This window comes from Paenibacillus sp. PK1-4R, assembly GCF_030369595.1.
GTDB lineage: Bacteria > Bacillota > Bacilli > Paenibacillales > Paenibacillaceae > Paenibacillus.
The window spans coordinates 94,809-109,330 of sequence record NZ_CP126535.1 but is presented as its reverse complement, the minus strand read 5'-3'; the positions used below and the strand labels follow the sequence as shown (position 1 = coordinate 109,330).

Genomic DNA, 14,522 nt, shown 5'->3' with positions numbered 1-14,522 from the left:
TGTATGAAGGAAACCCCTGTGACGTTTCACGTTGTACCCATGCGAGAAGAACATGCGGAGCTTATCTGCAGTTGGCAGTATGACCCGCCTTACAATATCTACAGCTGGCTCCCCTGGGACCAGATGAAAGCTCTGGAAGTGGAATTCGGAGATGCACAGCTGCGGCAGGAGCAATATGCGATCGTCCTGGATCAGAACGATCGTATATGTGGGTTTGCTCAATACTTCCCACTTGAAGGGGTAACCCGGATTGGCCTTGGCATGCATCCAGAGCTGTGTGGTCAGGGTCAAGGGACAGCTTTTGTCACTGCCATTGTACAGGAAGCCATTCGCCGAAATCCCACGAACGAGATTGATCTGGAAGTACTCACTTGGAATGCTCGTGCCATTCAAGTCTATCTGAAGAGTGGATTTGTCACCCAAGATACATACGAACGACAGACCCCAAGCGGCTTGAAGCCCTTTCACTGTATGGTTTATGAAGGGCCTCGCGGTTAGAATCCATTGCAAAACAACTAAATTTGCCCCTTGTTATGTGATTAGTTCAAAAAATTCCCACAAAATGCTATGATGTCAGTACAGGTTCCGTTATAATGATATGGATAGTTTCAGGTTAGATGATCTTTCATTCTGGAGGGGACATAAGGGATGCACAAATGGATCATGAGCGGAGTATTTTTTGCAGCATGCGCTTTAGCTATTGTTTTAATGTTTACGCTTCCAGGGAAAGAAGAAGTGGCTGAAGAAGCCAAGCCAACCATGCCGGAAGTAACATTGGATGCCGGACAGGCTGAAGCACTGGTCAAAGCCAATTGTATCTCCTGTCACGGGGATCAGCTTCAAGGTGGCGTAGGACCTGCTCTGGCCAATATCGGCAGCCAGGATGATCTGGAGAAGATCTATTCTACGATTGTCAAAGGTAAAGGTGGTATGCCTTCCTTCAAGGGCAAACTGCAGGATGAAGAGATTGCAAATATCGCCATGTGGCTGTCGGAGAAGAAATAATCTCTGCACGCACTACATAATGAAGAGGCCCTTAATCCCCTTTTGGGAGAATAAGAGCCTCTTTGTTATACCAATTATTAGGCATCTGCGGCATGCTCAGCCAGAAAGGCCTCAACTTCACGTGCGTACGGCATCCCGGACTGGGCGCCGAGCTTTGTCACGGATAACGCGGCCGCACCCATGGCAAAGCCTACGGCCGCGTCCAAAGTCTCACCGCGCGCGAGGGCTACTGCCAGCGCGCCGTTGAAGCAATCGCCAGCGCCGGTCGTATCGACGGCGCTTACGGCGTAGCCGGGCGCACGGCAAGCGCCGGCACGCCCTGCTTGTACGCGGCCGCCAGGCGCCGCCGCGTACACAGCCCCCTCGGGGCCGAGCGTCGTGACGACAGCGGCCCCGAGGGATGCGGCGAGCTCTGCGACCGCCGCATCCAGGTCTTCCGGCCGGAGATGATCCCGGCCGGTAAGCACGGCAAGCTCACTGCGGTTCGGCGTGACAACGTCGACGCACCGCAGGAGCTCCTGCGGCAGACCCGGCACCGCGGGAGCCGGGTTGAGCACCACCAGTGCGCTGCCTTCAGCCGCCAGTTGGGCGGCGCGGGTAACCGCTGGCAGCGGGATCTCCAGCTGAAGCAGCACCGCTGCGGCTGCAGTCAGGCTTTTTACCGTATCCGCCTCTTCCAGCATCTCAGGCACCACTTGCCCATTCGCACCAGGAATAACAATAATCCGGTTGTCTCCCCGAGAGAGCCAGATGGAAGCCGTCCCTGTAACCGTGTCTTCCAATATGCGAACCTGCGAGGCATCTGCACCACTTTTCGTCAGACTGTGCAGCAGACGTTCGCCAAAACCGTCCGATCCCACCGCACCAATCATCGTAGTCTGTCCACCCAGACGCGCAGCGGCAACAGCCTGGTTCGCCCCCTTGCCACCAGCGAGATAATGCAGCTCCTCACCGCTCACCGTCTCTCCCTCTTCCGGAATCGTGTCTGTCTTCACCACGAGATCCATATTGAGACTGCCTACGACAGCAATAAGAGGTTGTTTCTGATTATAGTCTGACATGTATGGTTCACTCACTTCTGGCCGCGCGATAATAACTGACCCGTTATTCCGACCTCATTTTGTCATAAGCTTCGTTATATTGCCCTGCTTCCTTGATATCTACAGATGTGATACCACCCGCATCCCATGACGTGAGACGCAGCGTAACCGTTGTATAATCAATCGTAATAAAAGGATGATGATTGAATGCTTCCGAGATCGCAGCGACCTCATCCACAAATGCAATCCCTTTCATGTAGTTGGAAAACACGAATTTACGTACAATCCACCGTCCCTCTTCCAGTTCCCAGCCTTCCAGCCTTCCCAGATGAGCTTCGACTTCCTCTTGCGAAAAAACCATGCGTTATCTTCCTCCCCATAGGATGGTACATTACAGACGTGAGTCCGTATAACCACCGACACCTTCGGCGCTATCAACAGCAACCTCAAAGGCCAGGCTCACCGCCATGCGGTTGGCCCATTTCACGACTAACATCTTACCACGGACAAGCTTCAAAATCCAATCAACTACATGGCATAGAACCCCTAACCATAAGGCTTTGAGGGCAATTCCAGTTCCATTCACACCCCTGAAAATGCATGTAAACACACTAAATTAAAGGTACAAACGTCAACTCTTCTTCCCCGATCAAAATATGAATGCGGTGCTGTTCCTTATCATGGATGACCACGCCACTTCCAACCGGAATAACAGACTCCTCGCCCAGCGCATAGAACAAATCCTCCGCCAACGCCTCATCCACTTCAAGTTGGTCAGATGCAGCCAGTCTCTCCCACTCTTCCGCGTCCATTTCAAAGAAAACATACCGATCCGGTATGCGTCCGATTGCCGTTGTCAGATCTGTCAAAATTCCTTCATAATCCCGTCCATGCTTTACGCCCATTGGCTTTTCACTCCTATTCGGCCCCTAAGGAGCGGATTTGATCTTATTATACCTGAAAATAGCCCTTAAAAAAAAAGGCCTTCTGGTCGATAAATACATATATGACCGTTTTAACTGTTTTAGCAACCGTAAGGAATGCCTAACATTGAACGGATTGCGGCCAAAAATTCGTCCGGAAGCCCGAATACAGCCGCTTGAAAGGATTCAATTTTATCTCATGGATGAGGTGTATGATGAACATTTCAACGATTATTGGACTAGTTTTTGGACTGGTCTCCCTTGTACTCGGTATGTTCCTGAAGGGTGCGCCCTTAATCAACCTGGTTAACAATCCGGCAGCTTACGTTATTATCTTTGTTGGTACAGCAGGAACTATCTTTATCGCATTTCCAATGTCTGAAGTTAAGAAAATCCCTAAGCTTTTCGGAATTATTTTCAAAAATCAAGTACTTATTGATCGAGTGTCTCTGATCGGCACGTTTATGGATTGGGCTTCCACTACCCGTCGTGAAGGTTTGCTTGCACTGGAATCAAAAGTAGAAGAGATTGACGATCAGTTCCTTCGTGGCGGTATGCGTATGATTATCGACGGCAACGATCAGGAATTTGTAAGTGATGTACTAATGGAAGATATTCATGCTACAGAGGAGCGCCACCGCGGCGGTGCCTTGATCTTCGCCCAGGCGGGGATGTACGCACCAACGCTCGGGGTTCTCGGGGCCGTTGTAGGTCTCATCGCAGCACTTGCCGATCTCAGTGACATGGAGAAACTCTCCCATGCGATTGCGGCAGCATTTATCGCAACACTCCTTGGTATATTTAGTGGTTACGTGTTATGGCACCCGATGTCTAACAAGCTGAAGCGGATGTCCAAGCAAGAAATGGAGATCAAGCTGATGATGGTTGAAGGATTGTTATCCATACAGTCTGGTGTATCCACCATTGCCATCAACCAAAAGTTATCCGTATTCCTGACACCTTCCGAACGTAAACAACTGGAAGAGAAGGAGGGATCATCAGGTGAAAAAGGCTAAAAAGCACGAACCACATGAAGAACATATAGACGAGAGCTGGTTGCTTCCATATTCTGACTTGATGACCTTGTTGCTTGCCCTGTTTATCACGTTGTTCTCCATGAGTTCACTCGATGCAGCCAAGTTCGAGCAGATGGCTTCCGCACTAAGCAGTGCATTGAATGGAGGCTCCGGTGTTCTGGATCATACGTCCATGAATCCGGATACGCCAGGTGCCGATCTGGGTAAGAACAAACAGGAACCTACAGAAATCACCAAGAAAACACCAGCTCAGATAACGGATGCACAGATGGCTCAAAAAGAGCAGGAAGATCTGGAGAAGCTCAAGAAACGACTTGACCAGTATATCTCGAAGAACGGACTTTCGGACCAACTGAACACCAAGCTGAATCAGTCTGAATTGAAGATCACCATCAGTGATAACGCCCTGTTCTCCTCAGGCCGAGCAGATGTAAAGCCTGAATCACGATCCTTGGCCAAAGCAATCTCAAGCATGCTGCAGGAGTTCCCTGAATATGAAGTGGTTGTATCCGGTCATACCGATAATATTCCCATTTCGAACAACCAATATAAGGATAACTGGGATTTGAGTGCAGATCGTGCGCTCAACTTCCTGAAAATCCTGTTGCTGAACTCGCAATTGGACCCTTCCAAATTCACACCAAGTGGTTATGGAGAGTATCACCCGATTGCCAGTAATGACACCAATACCGGACGGGCACAGAATCGCCGTGTAGAGGTATCTATCATTCGGAAGTATCAAAGTAACAATACAAATGTAAAAGCCGTTGGCGGAGGAAACTAGAGGCCTGCAGCGATTCATTAACCAAAGACCGTTCTCCAGGTACAAGGAGAACGGTCTTTTTGGTTTATATAAAGCTTATGCTTGGTTTATCTCTACATTTTTTCACACTATTTGCGAAGATTCACCTGTCGTCATTGACCTTATACCAAAAAGCCCTGCTCTCCTTTTCGGAAAGGAGGGCTTCAATCAGTTAATTAGTCAAAGTCGAATCAACTATTCCAGTGAATAGTCCAACAGACCGCCCAGCTCCGCTTTTTCAGCAGCAGTAAGCTCTCTCCAAGAACCTGTCGCCATTTCTCCAAGATGAATGTTCATGATCCGAATACGCTTCAACTTACGAACCTCGTAGCCAAAAGCACTACACATCCGCCGAATCTGACGGTTCTTTCCTTCAGTCAGGATGATACGGAATACTCGATCCGTCATCCGGGTCACGGTACAAGGCAGGGTCATTTCACCCAATATCTTCACCCCAGTGCTCATACCTCTAAGGAAACTCGGGGTTACAGATCGATCAACAGTAACGATATACTCTTTCTCATGCCGTCCTTCTGCTCTAAGAATCCGGTTAACGATATCACCATCATTGGTCATCAGGATCAAACCTTCCGAGTCCTTATCCAGACGTCCAATAGGGAAAATACGTTCATCGTGCCCGACAAAATCAACGATATTGCCCTGAATATGCTGCTCGGTTGTGCTTGTGATCCCGATTGGTTTATTCAGCGCGATATATACGTGTTTTCTCTTTTCCTTGATCGGTTTGCCATTAATTCGTACATCGTCGCCTTCTTCTGCCTGACTGCCCAGCTCAGCCTTAACTCCATTAATGGTTACCTGACCACTATCCACCAACTTGTCGGCTTCACGCCGGGAGCAATAACCTGTTTCACTAATAAATTTATTAATACGCAAAAGGTAATCTCACCTCATCTAGTTCTCTTCATCTGTAATTGGTTCATCCGTTACCTGATCTGCCTCAATAACCTCCGGTTGTTGCTCGGATGCAGGCAGTTCAATGATAACCGTTGTTCCCTTGTTCATGACGCTTTTAATATCCATCATGCCCTTATGTGATTGAATAATTCGCTGACTGACCATCAGACCAAGCCCTGTCCCAGACTCTTTATTCGTAAAGAAAGGCTCCCCAAGCTTGGGCATCATCTCTTCCGGGATACCAATGCCTTCATCCCTGATCTCAATTCTGACGCGTTTCGACTGCTCGTCATGCTTGAGCTTGATATGAATGCTTCCTCCATTTGGCATGGCCTCCATACCATTTTTCAGCAAATTGATGAATACCTGCTTCAACTGGTTCTCTTCACAGTGTACCATAGCCGAATCGGATGAGGCACGCAGTACAAATTCTACACCATGCAGATGTGCCTGACTATCCAGTAACGAGATGACATCGCCGAGAATAAAACGAATATCCCGATTCTGAAAATGAACCGCCTGCGGTTTGGCCAAAATCAGAAATTCACCAACAATAAGGTTGATGCGATCCAGCTCCGATAACATCAGATCCAGATGACGATGATTCAGCTTGTTGCTCTCTTGCTGTAACTGTAGGAACCCGCGCAACGTAGTCAGTGGATTACGAATCTCATGTGCCACACCTGCTGCAAGCTGGCCTACAGTTGTTAGCTTCTCAGAACGTCTGAGCAGCTCTTCCATCCGATTACGGCTTGTAATGTCCCTGGAGACACTAATGAGCGCGGTAATCTCTCCAGCCTCGTCTCGTACCGGAGCCGTACTGACACTGACCTCTACTCGGGTCCCGTCTTTCTTCATCCAGGTGGTTTCGTTGGACGTAATGGACATCCCCTCAACGAGTTGGGCATGCTGACGTTTCATTTCTTCTTCTGCCTCTGGCGGGATGATCTTCAGATTACGACCTTCCACCTCACGACTTCGAAAGCCATATAATTGTTCAAATGCGCGATTAACCCGCAGCACTTTTCCTTCAAGATCCGTAATGTGAATGGCATCCGCTGTCTGATTGATAATGGACTCCAGATGTTCTTTCACCGCCCGATTCTCTTCATACATTTGTTTCAGACGGCTCGTATAATGTCCCAAATTACGAATCATGGCATTAATACGATTGGCCAGTTGGCCTAGTTCATCCTTCCTCCGGACCTTCAGACGGAAATCAAAGTGTCCATCCGCTACATCATTCACTTTTCCCAATATGGATTGGATCGGACGTGTAATATACCCTGCGAGCAGATAACTGCCAAAGATTACGATCTCCAACAAAACCAACGATATGGAGGCATGGCTCACCAACTGCTCAGATACCATGGAGGATATTTGCTTATAGTCCATGACAATACTGATCACATAGGAAGACTGGTTAGGTGTGAAAATGGGAATAAAACTCTTCAGTACCTTCTGTTCGTGGGTTTCACTGACAAAAGATACATTTTGCCCTGTTCGAATGGCGCGCACCACAGCACGATGATCCTCATCCGTAGAACCATACTGGTATGTACCAAAACGAATCGGTCTGTTATTCAATTTGCTAAAGTTCGAATCTCTTCCGTCATCACCCATGTTCGGGCTGCCAAAAGTCAACGGATTGATGCCTGTAATCTCCAGAATGGAGGGATTGACCTCACGAATTTTATTTAAAATCTCATCCGGACTAGAGATTTTCACATAGTCATCAACTTCCGTATTATTATAGAAAGGATTGATTATGTAGTTTCTCTTTCCATCATGGTAGTAACCCCAGATATCAATATCCGAAGGACTGGATGTAGAATATTCGAATCCATCTGACCAGAAATGTTCCAACTTCTGCCCTTGGGGAATCGTCACCTGTTGTTTTTCAAACAACTGCTTAAAGGCCTGATACCAATAGGTCATGGATTTGGTGGACAGCCCAATTTCTCTCGGATCCGAAGAGCGGCTAACAACGATGTCATCATCCGTCTGCTCCATTAACGAAATATGCGAAACGCCGACCTTTTGGCTCAAGCGTACAAGTTCTTCATTTGTGATATTATTAATATCCGGGTCCAATTCTTCCGCTGCCATGACAGCAGCAAGCCACAGATTGTTTCCAATCTGCCGTTTTACATAATCCGAACTGTATTGATTCTGTTCGACAGCAATTGCAATCTGCTTTGCAGTGAGCACCATCTTGGTTTCACTGTCCTGCCTCAGATTCTCTTCTGTAGTATAATAACTCAGTGCGATATTCAACACTAAAATAACGAGCACTGAGCACGACATAATCATGGATAATTTCGTTTTAATAGACAAGTTTTTTTGTTCACCTCTCGGCTTGTACCCTCTGGCGATATATGGCAAAACCTATCTCCATCATAACGCTTGTATGTCTTTTTGAAAAGGATAATTGACCTGTGTCCAAAAGTTACCGAATGACTGAAAAGCTCGAAATTCGTTGTTTTTTGCATTTTCGAACTCTACAATGAAATTAATCACTATATTTATCCACATACCCACAGGCTTGTGGATAGTTTGTTTATAACTATGTGAGCAACTACACGGTTATCCACAATTCTATACACAACATGTTAACAACCCGAATACTTGTTCGCTGAATAAACGATTTTGGAAGGAGTTATATAGTAATGACTGAACATTTTCTCCAGACCGATCTTGCGCATTTATCTGAGGAAGCTCAGCATGAGCACTGGATGCGAGAGGCCATTGCTGAGGCTTACAAAGCCGAAGCTCTTGGGGAAGTTCCGATTGGAGCTGTAATCGTACAAAATAACCAAATCATTGGTCGAGGATACAATCTGCGTGAAACTACGCTGGATTCTACCGCCCATGCAGAGATGGTAGCTATTCGTCAGGCCAGCGAGACCATTGGAGCTTGGCGTTTGTTGGATTGTTCTCTGTACGTCACACTGGAACCTTGTCCGATGTGTGCAGGTGCAATTGTACAATCCAGGGTCCCCCGCGTTATCTATGGTACGGCTGATCCCAAGGCAGGCTGTGCAGGTACACTGATGAACCTGCTACAGGAGCCTCGTTTTAACCATCGCACCGAGGTGATTCCGGATATCCTTCAGCCTGAATGCTCCACCATGCTAACTCAATTTTTCAGAAGTCTGCGCCAAAAGTTAAAGTAGTCACCGACTACAAACATCCCAATTAGAAAGGAAGTGTGCTGTAATGGCACTAACACTCTATGATACAGCCAATGGCATAAGCCTTCGGTTGCTCACACCCCAGGATACACAGTCCTATCTGGACCTGATTCAGGTCACACGCGTCCCCTACCAGTCTGTAGAACCCGTGCGAGACGATGAATTCTATACACTGGATGCTCAGACTCGGCGGATTGAGGATCGGGTCAAGGCAGCAGAAGAAGGTACAGGATATCAATTTGGAATCTATACCATTAAAGACAGCCTGTTGATTGGACAAGTAAGTATCAACAATGTCGTATTAGGCGTTGCCAATTATGCAGATATGGGTTACTTTATCCATCCAGATTATCAGGGCGGCGGACGAATGACAGCAGCGGTTAAACTGGCCGTAGCTTATGGCTTCCGTGCGCTGAAGTTAAATCGGGTTCAGGCTGCAGTATTGCCCTCCAACAAAGGTTCACAGCGCGTACTGGAGAAGAACGGATTCCAGTTTGAAGGTACTGCTCGCAGATACCTCAAGATCAACGGCAAATATCAGGATCATCAGATCTATGCTGTACTTGCTGAAGACTTGGACGAACTTGCGAATTAATTGATTTAGAATTTCCACCACAAAGCTGTCTGTATTTCCAATTCAACAATATACAAATTTAATATTCCAAACCGCACTACCCTAGTTATGTAGGAGAGAGTGCGGTTTTATTTGTATGTATCACCAGCCACGATTTAAAATCAAAGATCAATTATTTTGCGAATCCCCCTCATACGCTGTGTAACAAAAAAACCGCCTGTATCCAAGCGGAAGGAAATTATCCCTCACTTGAATAACAAACGGTTTGATTTGAACTCGACGAGCTTAGTATCCGTACGAAGCGTTCATCAGTTCTTCGAACTCTTGCATAGTAATTACGTCATCGCCAGTAGGGATGTTGATTTTGAATGCTGCTTTTTCGTTAATCTTGGTGTACGTATTGGAACCGGTAAATGCCAATTTCACTTCGTCTTTTGTACCTTCTGGCTTGATCAGCACATCAGCGACCATCTTTTGATATACAGGGAAGTCGTTTTTGTCCAATGCGAAATCAATGTTGAATTGGTTGATTGTCAGAACATCTTTCAATTTATCCAAGTCTTTAGCCATTTCAGCCTGATCTGCTTCAGTGATCTTCAGATCTTCTTTAGCTTTGTCGATATCAGCCTGATCCATTTGCAGCATTTCACGATATTCCTCTTTGGACAGAATATCCAGTACTTTAGGCATAGCTTTTGTTACCAGTACAGTAACTGCTTCTTTAACATTGTCATTATTCACCGAGAATTGTACAACCTGCTTCGCATCTACGCCTTCAGGAAGTTGTGCATCTTTGGTGTCTAGATTTTTGAAGAATTTAGCTTGATCGTACTCGCTCAGCACTGCGTCCATGACTTCGTTGCTCAGCTTTTGCGTTTTGGCTGCGTCCATAGCATCCGGGTTCCATTCCGTACCCTCTTGCTCAGCCAGTTCTTTCAGATCAAGTTCCAGGAATTTGCCAACAACGTTCTCCGGAATTGGGAAGAACGGAATATTCGGCACTTTCACATAGAGTTTCTCAGCTGTCATCACCATTGGAATGGTAAAGGTCATACCCATATCGCCTTTAAGCTCGATGCCAAGAGTCATCTCTGTCTGCATTGGCTCACTTTGGTATACACCTGTTACATTCAACTGAGCATCCTTCAGCATGCTCATAAACTGAGTCATAGTAGGATCAGTTTGTGAAGCATCCCCAGGTTTATAGCTCAATTCATTAATTGTAAAGTTGGAACTCATTTCATACGAAGTCAATTTGGAAGCATTGGCCGCAGCCGTCTTCAATGCCTCTTTTGGCTCCTGCTTGCTGCTACATGCTGTCAATGCCATAGATACGGTCAACAGCAACGTAAGAAGAAGCGCCCCCATACGTTTAGTCATTTGTTTCTCTCCTCTCGTGATAACCCAAAAAAAAGTAATTCAATATCAATGATATACCATATCACCAGATACCGAAACCTAATTTGGGAAAAATGTGATCTTTCCTCTTTAAAATGGCTACAAAGACCTATGTCAGCTTTGGGAATATGCGTGTGCCTGTCTTTATATATGTATGAATACGCAAAAGCCCCCTGTTAGGTAACAAGGGACTTTTGCGTGAATCTGTTTCTTCTATTAACCTTGGGGGTTCAAATGATCCACATGATTTTGATTTTTTACTTTTTTGGAACCGGATAATGGCTCCTGCATGGAAGAGCGTTTGGATGAATGACGATGCTGTTCGGATGCTTGCGCTTCCGGTACGGGAATTGTTTTTGGTTTGCTCATATTATTGCCCCCTCATCATTGTTAGGAATGGGATGGGTCCCTGTCTTCCGTTTTGTCATGATTCAGTGCATCCTGATGACGGCGATCATTAATATCTTGCTGAATTTGCTGGGCATGATGACTGTTTACGGCAGGCTGCTCCAGATCATCGACTACATTTTGCAGGTTTTTGTCTACTCCCGCTTTGGCTTTAGTCAATTGAGTTCACTCCTTCAGAATCAGGCTATTGTCTCGTTTGGGATTGTAACGACTGGGCGCATTCATGAATGTGCCGTGTATAATCGTGAGCCAGTTCCTGAATCGGTTCTGTACGCTCATCTGTCGTTCGTCCATCCCGTTCCACATCAATCAGCTGTACGCTGACTTCACGCGAATCGACATATGCACATTTGAAATCAAAAGAGTACATCTCGTGCCCTGCTGTAGCAATGTGTATCCGAATCGCCTGATGATCGGCTTCATCGGCCATTACCTGAGCCTGGTCTCCAACATTCAGGACTTGAGGCAAACGTTCTTGCCAAGCCCCTACAAGCTCTGTCTGATCGATGTTTAACTCGCGGTTCATCTTACCACCTCCACTCCTATATAAAGTGCGGCGATGAAGATGTTTTTATACATATTAACCTTAATCAAAATATAACGTTGTACTGTGCAACGTATACATCGGTCACCAACCTGTATGCTCATTACGTTTAACAAACTCACAATGCAAAAAAGGACCGGAGCGAGATCGCTCGAGTCCTTGTTATAAGTGTAGTATGGCGGAGAGGGTGGGATTCGAACCCACGTGGAGTTGCCCCCTAACGGTTTTCAAGACCGCCCCGTTATGACCGCTTCGGTACCTCTCCAAGGGAATTAAGTTTTATAAACTTGCCACGAAAAGTATCATACCACATCTCGACATTATAATGCAACCTTTTTTATATCAAAATTGATAATCCCGTGTCAGACAACTGCCTCGGCTTTACACAACACTCCAATCCGCCATTCCAAAATGACGGATTGAATTTGTATTCCTCTTGATGAGGATGGTTAACTAACTCTTAAGAACGATGTGCAATCACACTGGCGCCGCCCATATAAGGACGCAATGCTTCAGGAATAACAACCGTACCATCTTCCTGTTGATAGTTCTCCAGGATAGCGGCTACCGTCCGTCCAACGGCCAATCCTGACCCGTTCAATGTGTGCACAAATTCCGGTTTAGCTTTTGGCTCTCTGCGGAAACGGATATTGGCACGACGTGCCTGGAAGTCCTCACAGTTGGAGCAAGAAGAAATCTCACGATAGGTATTACTCTCAGGCAACCATACTTCAATATCATACGTTTTAGCTGAAGTGAAGCCCATATCTGCCGTGCACAATGTCAGAACGCGATACGGTAAGCCCAACAATTGAAGCACACGCTCCGCATTTTGAGTCATTTGCTCCAACTCTTCATACGAAGTCTCTGGAGTAGAGAGCTTGAGCAGCTCTACTTTGTTGAATTGATGCTGACGAATCAAGCCGCGTGTATCCCGTCCAGCCGAACCGGCTTCAGAGCGGAAACAAGAGCTGTATGCCACAAAGTGCTTAGGCAATTGATCTACATTCAGAATCTCTTCGCGATGGTAGTTCGTTACCGGAACTTCAGCAGTAGGGATTAGATAATATTCAGTATCTTTCAACTTAAACAGATCTTCTTCGAACTTAGGCAGTTGACCTGTTCCAAACAAGCTGTCCCGATTCACGATGTATGGAGGCAGAATCTCTTCATATCCATGTTGATCGCTGTGCAGATCCATCATGAAGTTGATCAATGCACGTTCCAGACGCGCACCCAGACCTTTATAAAAGGTAAAACGGGAACCTGTTACTTTGGCAGCCGCTTCAAAATCAAGAATATCGAGATCCTGCGCAATTTCCCAGTGTGCTTTTGGTGCAAAAGTAAATGACTTCGGCTCTTCCCAACGACGAATCTCAACATTGTCGTCTTCAGAAGCTCCAATCGGTACACTTTCGTTAGGAATGTTCGGAATCGCCATTGTGAGATCATTGATCTTCACTTCCAGTTCCCGAACTTCTTCGTCCATGGCTTTGATTCGATCAGAGACTTCGCGCATCTCCACAATCAGATCATCAGCATTCTCACGATTCTTCTTCAGTCTAGCAACTTCCGCAGAGACCGTATTCCGACGGCTCTTCAGTGTTTCACTCTCTTGAAGCAATTCCCGACGCTTGGCATCCATCTCGGTAAATCCAGCGATAAGATCCAGCGATTTGCCACGTTTATTCAATGCTTCTTCTACACGCGCATACTCATTCCGCAATATTTTCACATCAAGCACGATATACCCCTCCTAAATAACCTCACAACGTGAAGCCTTATGTTAAAATCCATTCTCAAAACTCTACTGTATATACCTTACTATATACTTATCGGAACCTGTAACCCAAAAAACAACCTATATCCCCGGTGTTACCCTCCGCTGCGATTCCCGCTATGAAGCAGATACAGGCAACATCAGGCATCCGTTCAGATGCAACTGCCATCCAGCGGCCTTACACGGCTTCTGGGGAAGTGATCCGATGACCGGGAGATCATAGGTTGTACATCATGCATTATTTAGAGTCTACCGTGTGTTTGTAGGATCTGGCCATGTCTACAAAATAAGTATGCAGACGATAGTCATCCGTCAACTCCGGATGGTAGGAGCAAGCCAGCAAATGCCCCTGACGAGCGGTAACAATCTCATCCTTGTATGTGGAGAGAACTTCGACCTGGTCTCCGACACTCTCGATCAAGGGCGCCCGTATAAACACAGCCCTTACCGTTTCCTCAATGCCTTTGACTGGCAAATCCGTCTCAAAACTTTCTCTCTGCCGTCCAAATGCATTTCGGGATACAGTCATATCCATTAGCTCCAAATGAGCTTCCTCTTGCCCTGCAATGTGTTTAGCCATAACGATCAAGCCAGCACAGGTACCAAACACAGGTTTGCCTTCAGCAGCAAACGCGCGAATGGCATCCATAAACCCATACTTGCGCATCAGTTTACCGATCGTTGTGCTTTCCCCGCCAGGAAGGATAAGACCATCCAAGTCCTCCAATTGCTGAACCTGTTTGATAGCCACACCTTCTGCTCCAGCACGTTCAATACTTCGAATATGCTCTGTGACAGCTCCTTGAAGTGCTAAAACGCCGATCTTCATACGCTCATTCCCCTTCTCTTACCAGCCACGATCTTGCATATTGGTAAACGAACATTGTACTTTTTTACTT

17 protein-coding genes and 1 tRNA gene are annotated in these 14,522 nt (G+C 46.4%); 6 read left to right on the top strand and 12 right to left on the bottom strand.

Annotation, left to right across the window (positions count from 1 at the left end):
* Positions 1-3 precede the first annotated feature (3 nt).
* Together QNO02_RS00520 and QNO02_RS00515 are read left to right on the top strand one after the other, a co-directional pair.
* The gene (locus tag QNO02_RS00520) at positions 4-498 is read left to right on the top strand and encodes a GNAT family N-acetyltransferase (RefSeq protein WP_091039216.1); all 495 of its coding nucleotides are present in this window, start codon (positions 4-6) and stop codon (positions 496-498) included.
* Between the two features lie 150 nt (positions 499-648).
* Positions 649-1,005 carry a c-type cytochrome gene (locus QNO02_RS00515; RefSeq protein ID WP_036607288.1) on the top strand — a complete coding sequence of 119 codons (357 nt, stop codon included), beginning with the start codon at positions 649-651 and terminating at the stop codon, positions 1,003-1,005.
* Positions 1,006-1,082: 77 nt separating this feature from the next.
* Here QNO02_RS00515 and rbsK read toward each other — a convergent pair whose 3' ends face one another.
* The 3 genes from rbsK to QNO02_RS00500 all read right to left on the bottom strand — a co-directional run bounded on the left by rbsK (position 1,083) and on the right by QNO02_RS00500 (position 2,950).
* The gene (rbsK, locus tag QNO02_RS00510) at positions 1,083-2,066 is read right to left on the bottom strand and encodes a ribokinase (RefSeq protein WP_249913819.1); all 984 of its coding nucleotides are present in this window, start codon (positions 2,064-2,066) and stop codon (positions 1,083-1,085) included.
* A gap of 43 nt (positions 2,067-2,109) precedes the next feature.
* Entirely contained in the window at positions 2,110-2,406 is a 297-nt protein-coding gene (locus tag QNO02_RS00505; RefSeq protein WP_062838136.1) for a 4a-hydroxytetrahydrobiopterin dehydratase, read from the bottom strand.
* A 250-nt stretch (positions 2,407-2,656) separates the two neighbouring features.
* A complete protein-coding gene (locus tag QNO02_RS00500; protein WP_074092938.1) occupies positions 2,657-2,950 on the bottom strand; it encodes a hypothetical protein in 294 nt (97 codons plus the stop codon).
* Between the two features lie 233 nt (positions 2,951-3,183).
* Here QNO02_RS00500 and motA point away from each other — a divergent pair, with 233 nt between their 5' ends.
* Both motA and motB read left to right on the top strand, forming a co-directional pair.
* Positions 3,184-3,984: a flagellar motor stator protein MotA gene (motA, locus tag QNO02_RS00495; RefSeq protein ID WP_017691317.1), complete on the top strand. Its 801-nt coding sequence runs from the start codon at positions 3,184-3,186 to the stop codon at positions 3,982-3,984.
* Positions 3,971-4,789 carry a flagellar motor protein MotB gene (motB, locus tag QNO02_RS00490; protein WP_249913818.1) on the top strand — a complete coding sequence of 273 codons (819 nt, stop codon included), beginning with the start codon at positions 3,971-3,973 and terminating at the stop codon, positions 4,787-4,789. The genes motA and motB overlap by 14 nt, the downstream gene beginning before the upstream one ends.
* Positions 4,790-5,002: 213 nt before the next feature.
* Here motB and rluF read toward each other — a convergent pair whose 3' ends face one another.
* Together rluF and QNO02_RS00480 are read right to left on the bottom strand one after the other, a co-directional pair.
* Positions 5,003-5,704, bottom strand: coding sequence for a 23S rRNA pseudouridine(2604) synthase RluF (rluF, locus tag QNO02_RS00485; protein ID WP_091039225.1), 702 nt, complete (start codon positions 5,702-5,704; stop codon positions 5,003-5,005).
* An 18-nt stretch (positions 5,705-5,722) separates the two neighbouring features.
* A complete protein-coding gene (locus QNO02_RS00480) occupies positions 5,723-8,062 on the bottom strand; it encodes an ATP-binding protein (RefSeq protein WP_091039255.1) in 2,340 nt (779 codons plus the stop codon).
* 332 nt (positions 8,063-8,394) lie between these two features.
* Here QNO02_RS00480 and tadA point away from each other — a divergent pair, with 332 nt between their 5' ends.
* The gene (tadA, locus tag QNO02_RS00475; RefSeq protein ID WP_091039227.1) at positions 8,395-8,901 is read left to right on the top strand and encodes a tRNA adenosine(34) deaminase TadA; all 507 of its coding nucleotides are present in this window, start codon (positions 8,395-8,397) and stop codon (positions 8,899-8,901) included.
* 43 nt (positions 8,902-8,944) lie between these two features.
* Positions 8,945-9,514, top strand: a complete 570-nt coding sequence (locus QNO02_RS00470; protein ID WP_091039229.1) for a GNAT family N-acetyltransferase — start codon at positions 8,945-8,947, stop codon at positions 9,512-9,514.
* Between the two features lie 264 nt (positions 9,515-9,778).
* On the opposite strand, the gene QNO02_RS00465 is transcribed toward QNO02_RS00470, so the two are convergent.
* The 7 genes from QNO02_RS00465 to pdxT all read right to left on the bottom strand — a co-directional run bounded on the left by QNO02_RS00465 (position 9,779) and on the right by pdxT (position 14,452).
* Positions 9,779-10,873 (bottom strand): hypothetical protein, encoded by a 1,095-nt coding sequence (locus tag QNO02_RS00465; protein WP_133387537.1) that lies wholly within the window; start codon positions 10,871-10,873, stop codon positions 9,779-9,781.
* Positions 10,874-11,107: 234 nt separating this feature from the next.
* Complete coding sequence (locus QNO02_RS00460; RefSeq protein ID WP_036607296.1) at positions 11,108-11,260, bottom strand: small acid-soluble spore protein P; 153 nt, start codon at positions 11,258-11,260, stop codon at positions 11,108-11,110.
* 21 nt (positions 11,261-11,281) lie between these two features.
* Positions 11,282-11,458, bottom strand: a complete 177-nt coding sequence (locus QNO02_RS00455; protein ID WP_017691325.1) for a hypothetical protein — start codon at positions 11,456-11,458, stop codon at positions 11,282-11,284.
* Between the two features lie 25 nt (positions 11,459-11,483).
* The gene (locus tag QNO02_RS00450) at positions 11,484-11,825 is read right to left on the bottom strand and encodes a hypothetical protein (RefSeq protein WP_289390817.1); all 342 of its coding nucleotides are present in this window, start codon (positions 11,823-11,825) and stop codon (positions 11,484-11,486) included.
* 194 nt (positions 11,826-12,019) lie between these two features.
* Positions 12,020-12,108, bottom strand: a tRNA-Ser gene (locus tag QNO02_RS00445).
* A gap of 195 nt (positions 12,109-12,303) precedes the next feature.
* Positions 12,304-13,587 (bottom strand): serine--tRNA ligase, encoded by a 1,284-nt coding sequence (gene serS / locus QNO02_RS00440; RefSeq protein ID WP_091039248.1) that lies wholly within the window; start codon positions 13,585-13,587, stop codon positions 12,304-12,306.
* Between the two features lie 274 nt (positions 13,588-13,861).
* The gene (gene pdxT / locus QNO02_RS00435) at positions 13,862-14,452 is read right to left on the bottom strand and encodes a pyridoxal 5'-phosphate synthase glutaminase subunit PdxT (RefSeq protein WP_091039250.1); all 591 of its coding nucleotides are present in this window, start codon (positions 14,450-14,452) and stop codon (positions 13,862-13,864) included.
* Positions 14,453-14,522: the final 70 nt, after the last annotated feature.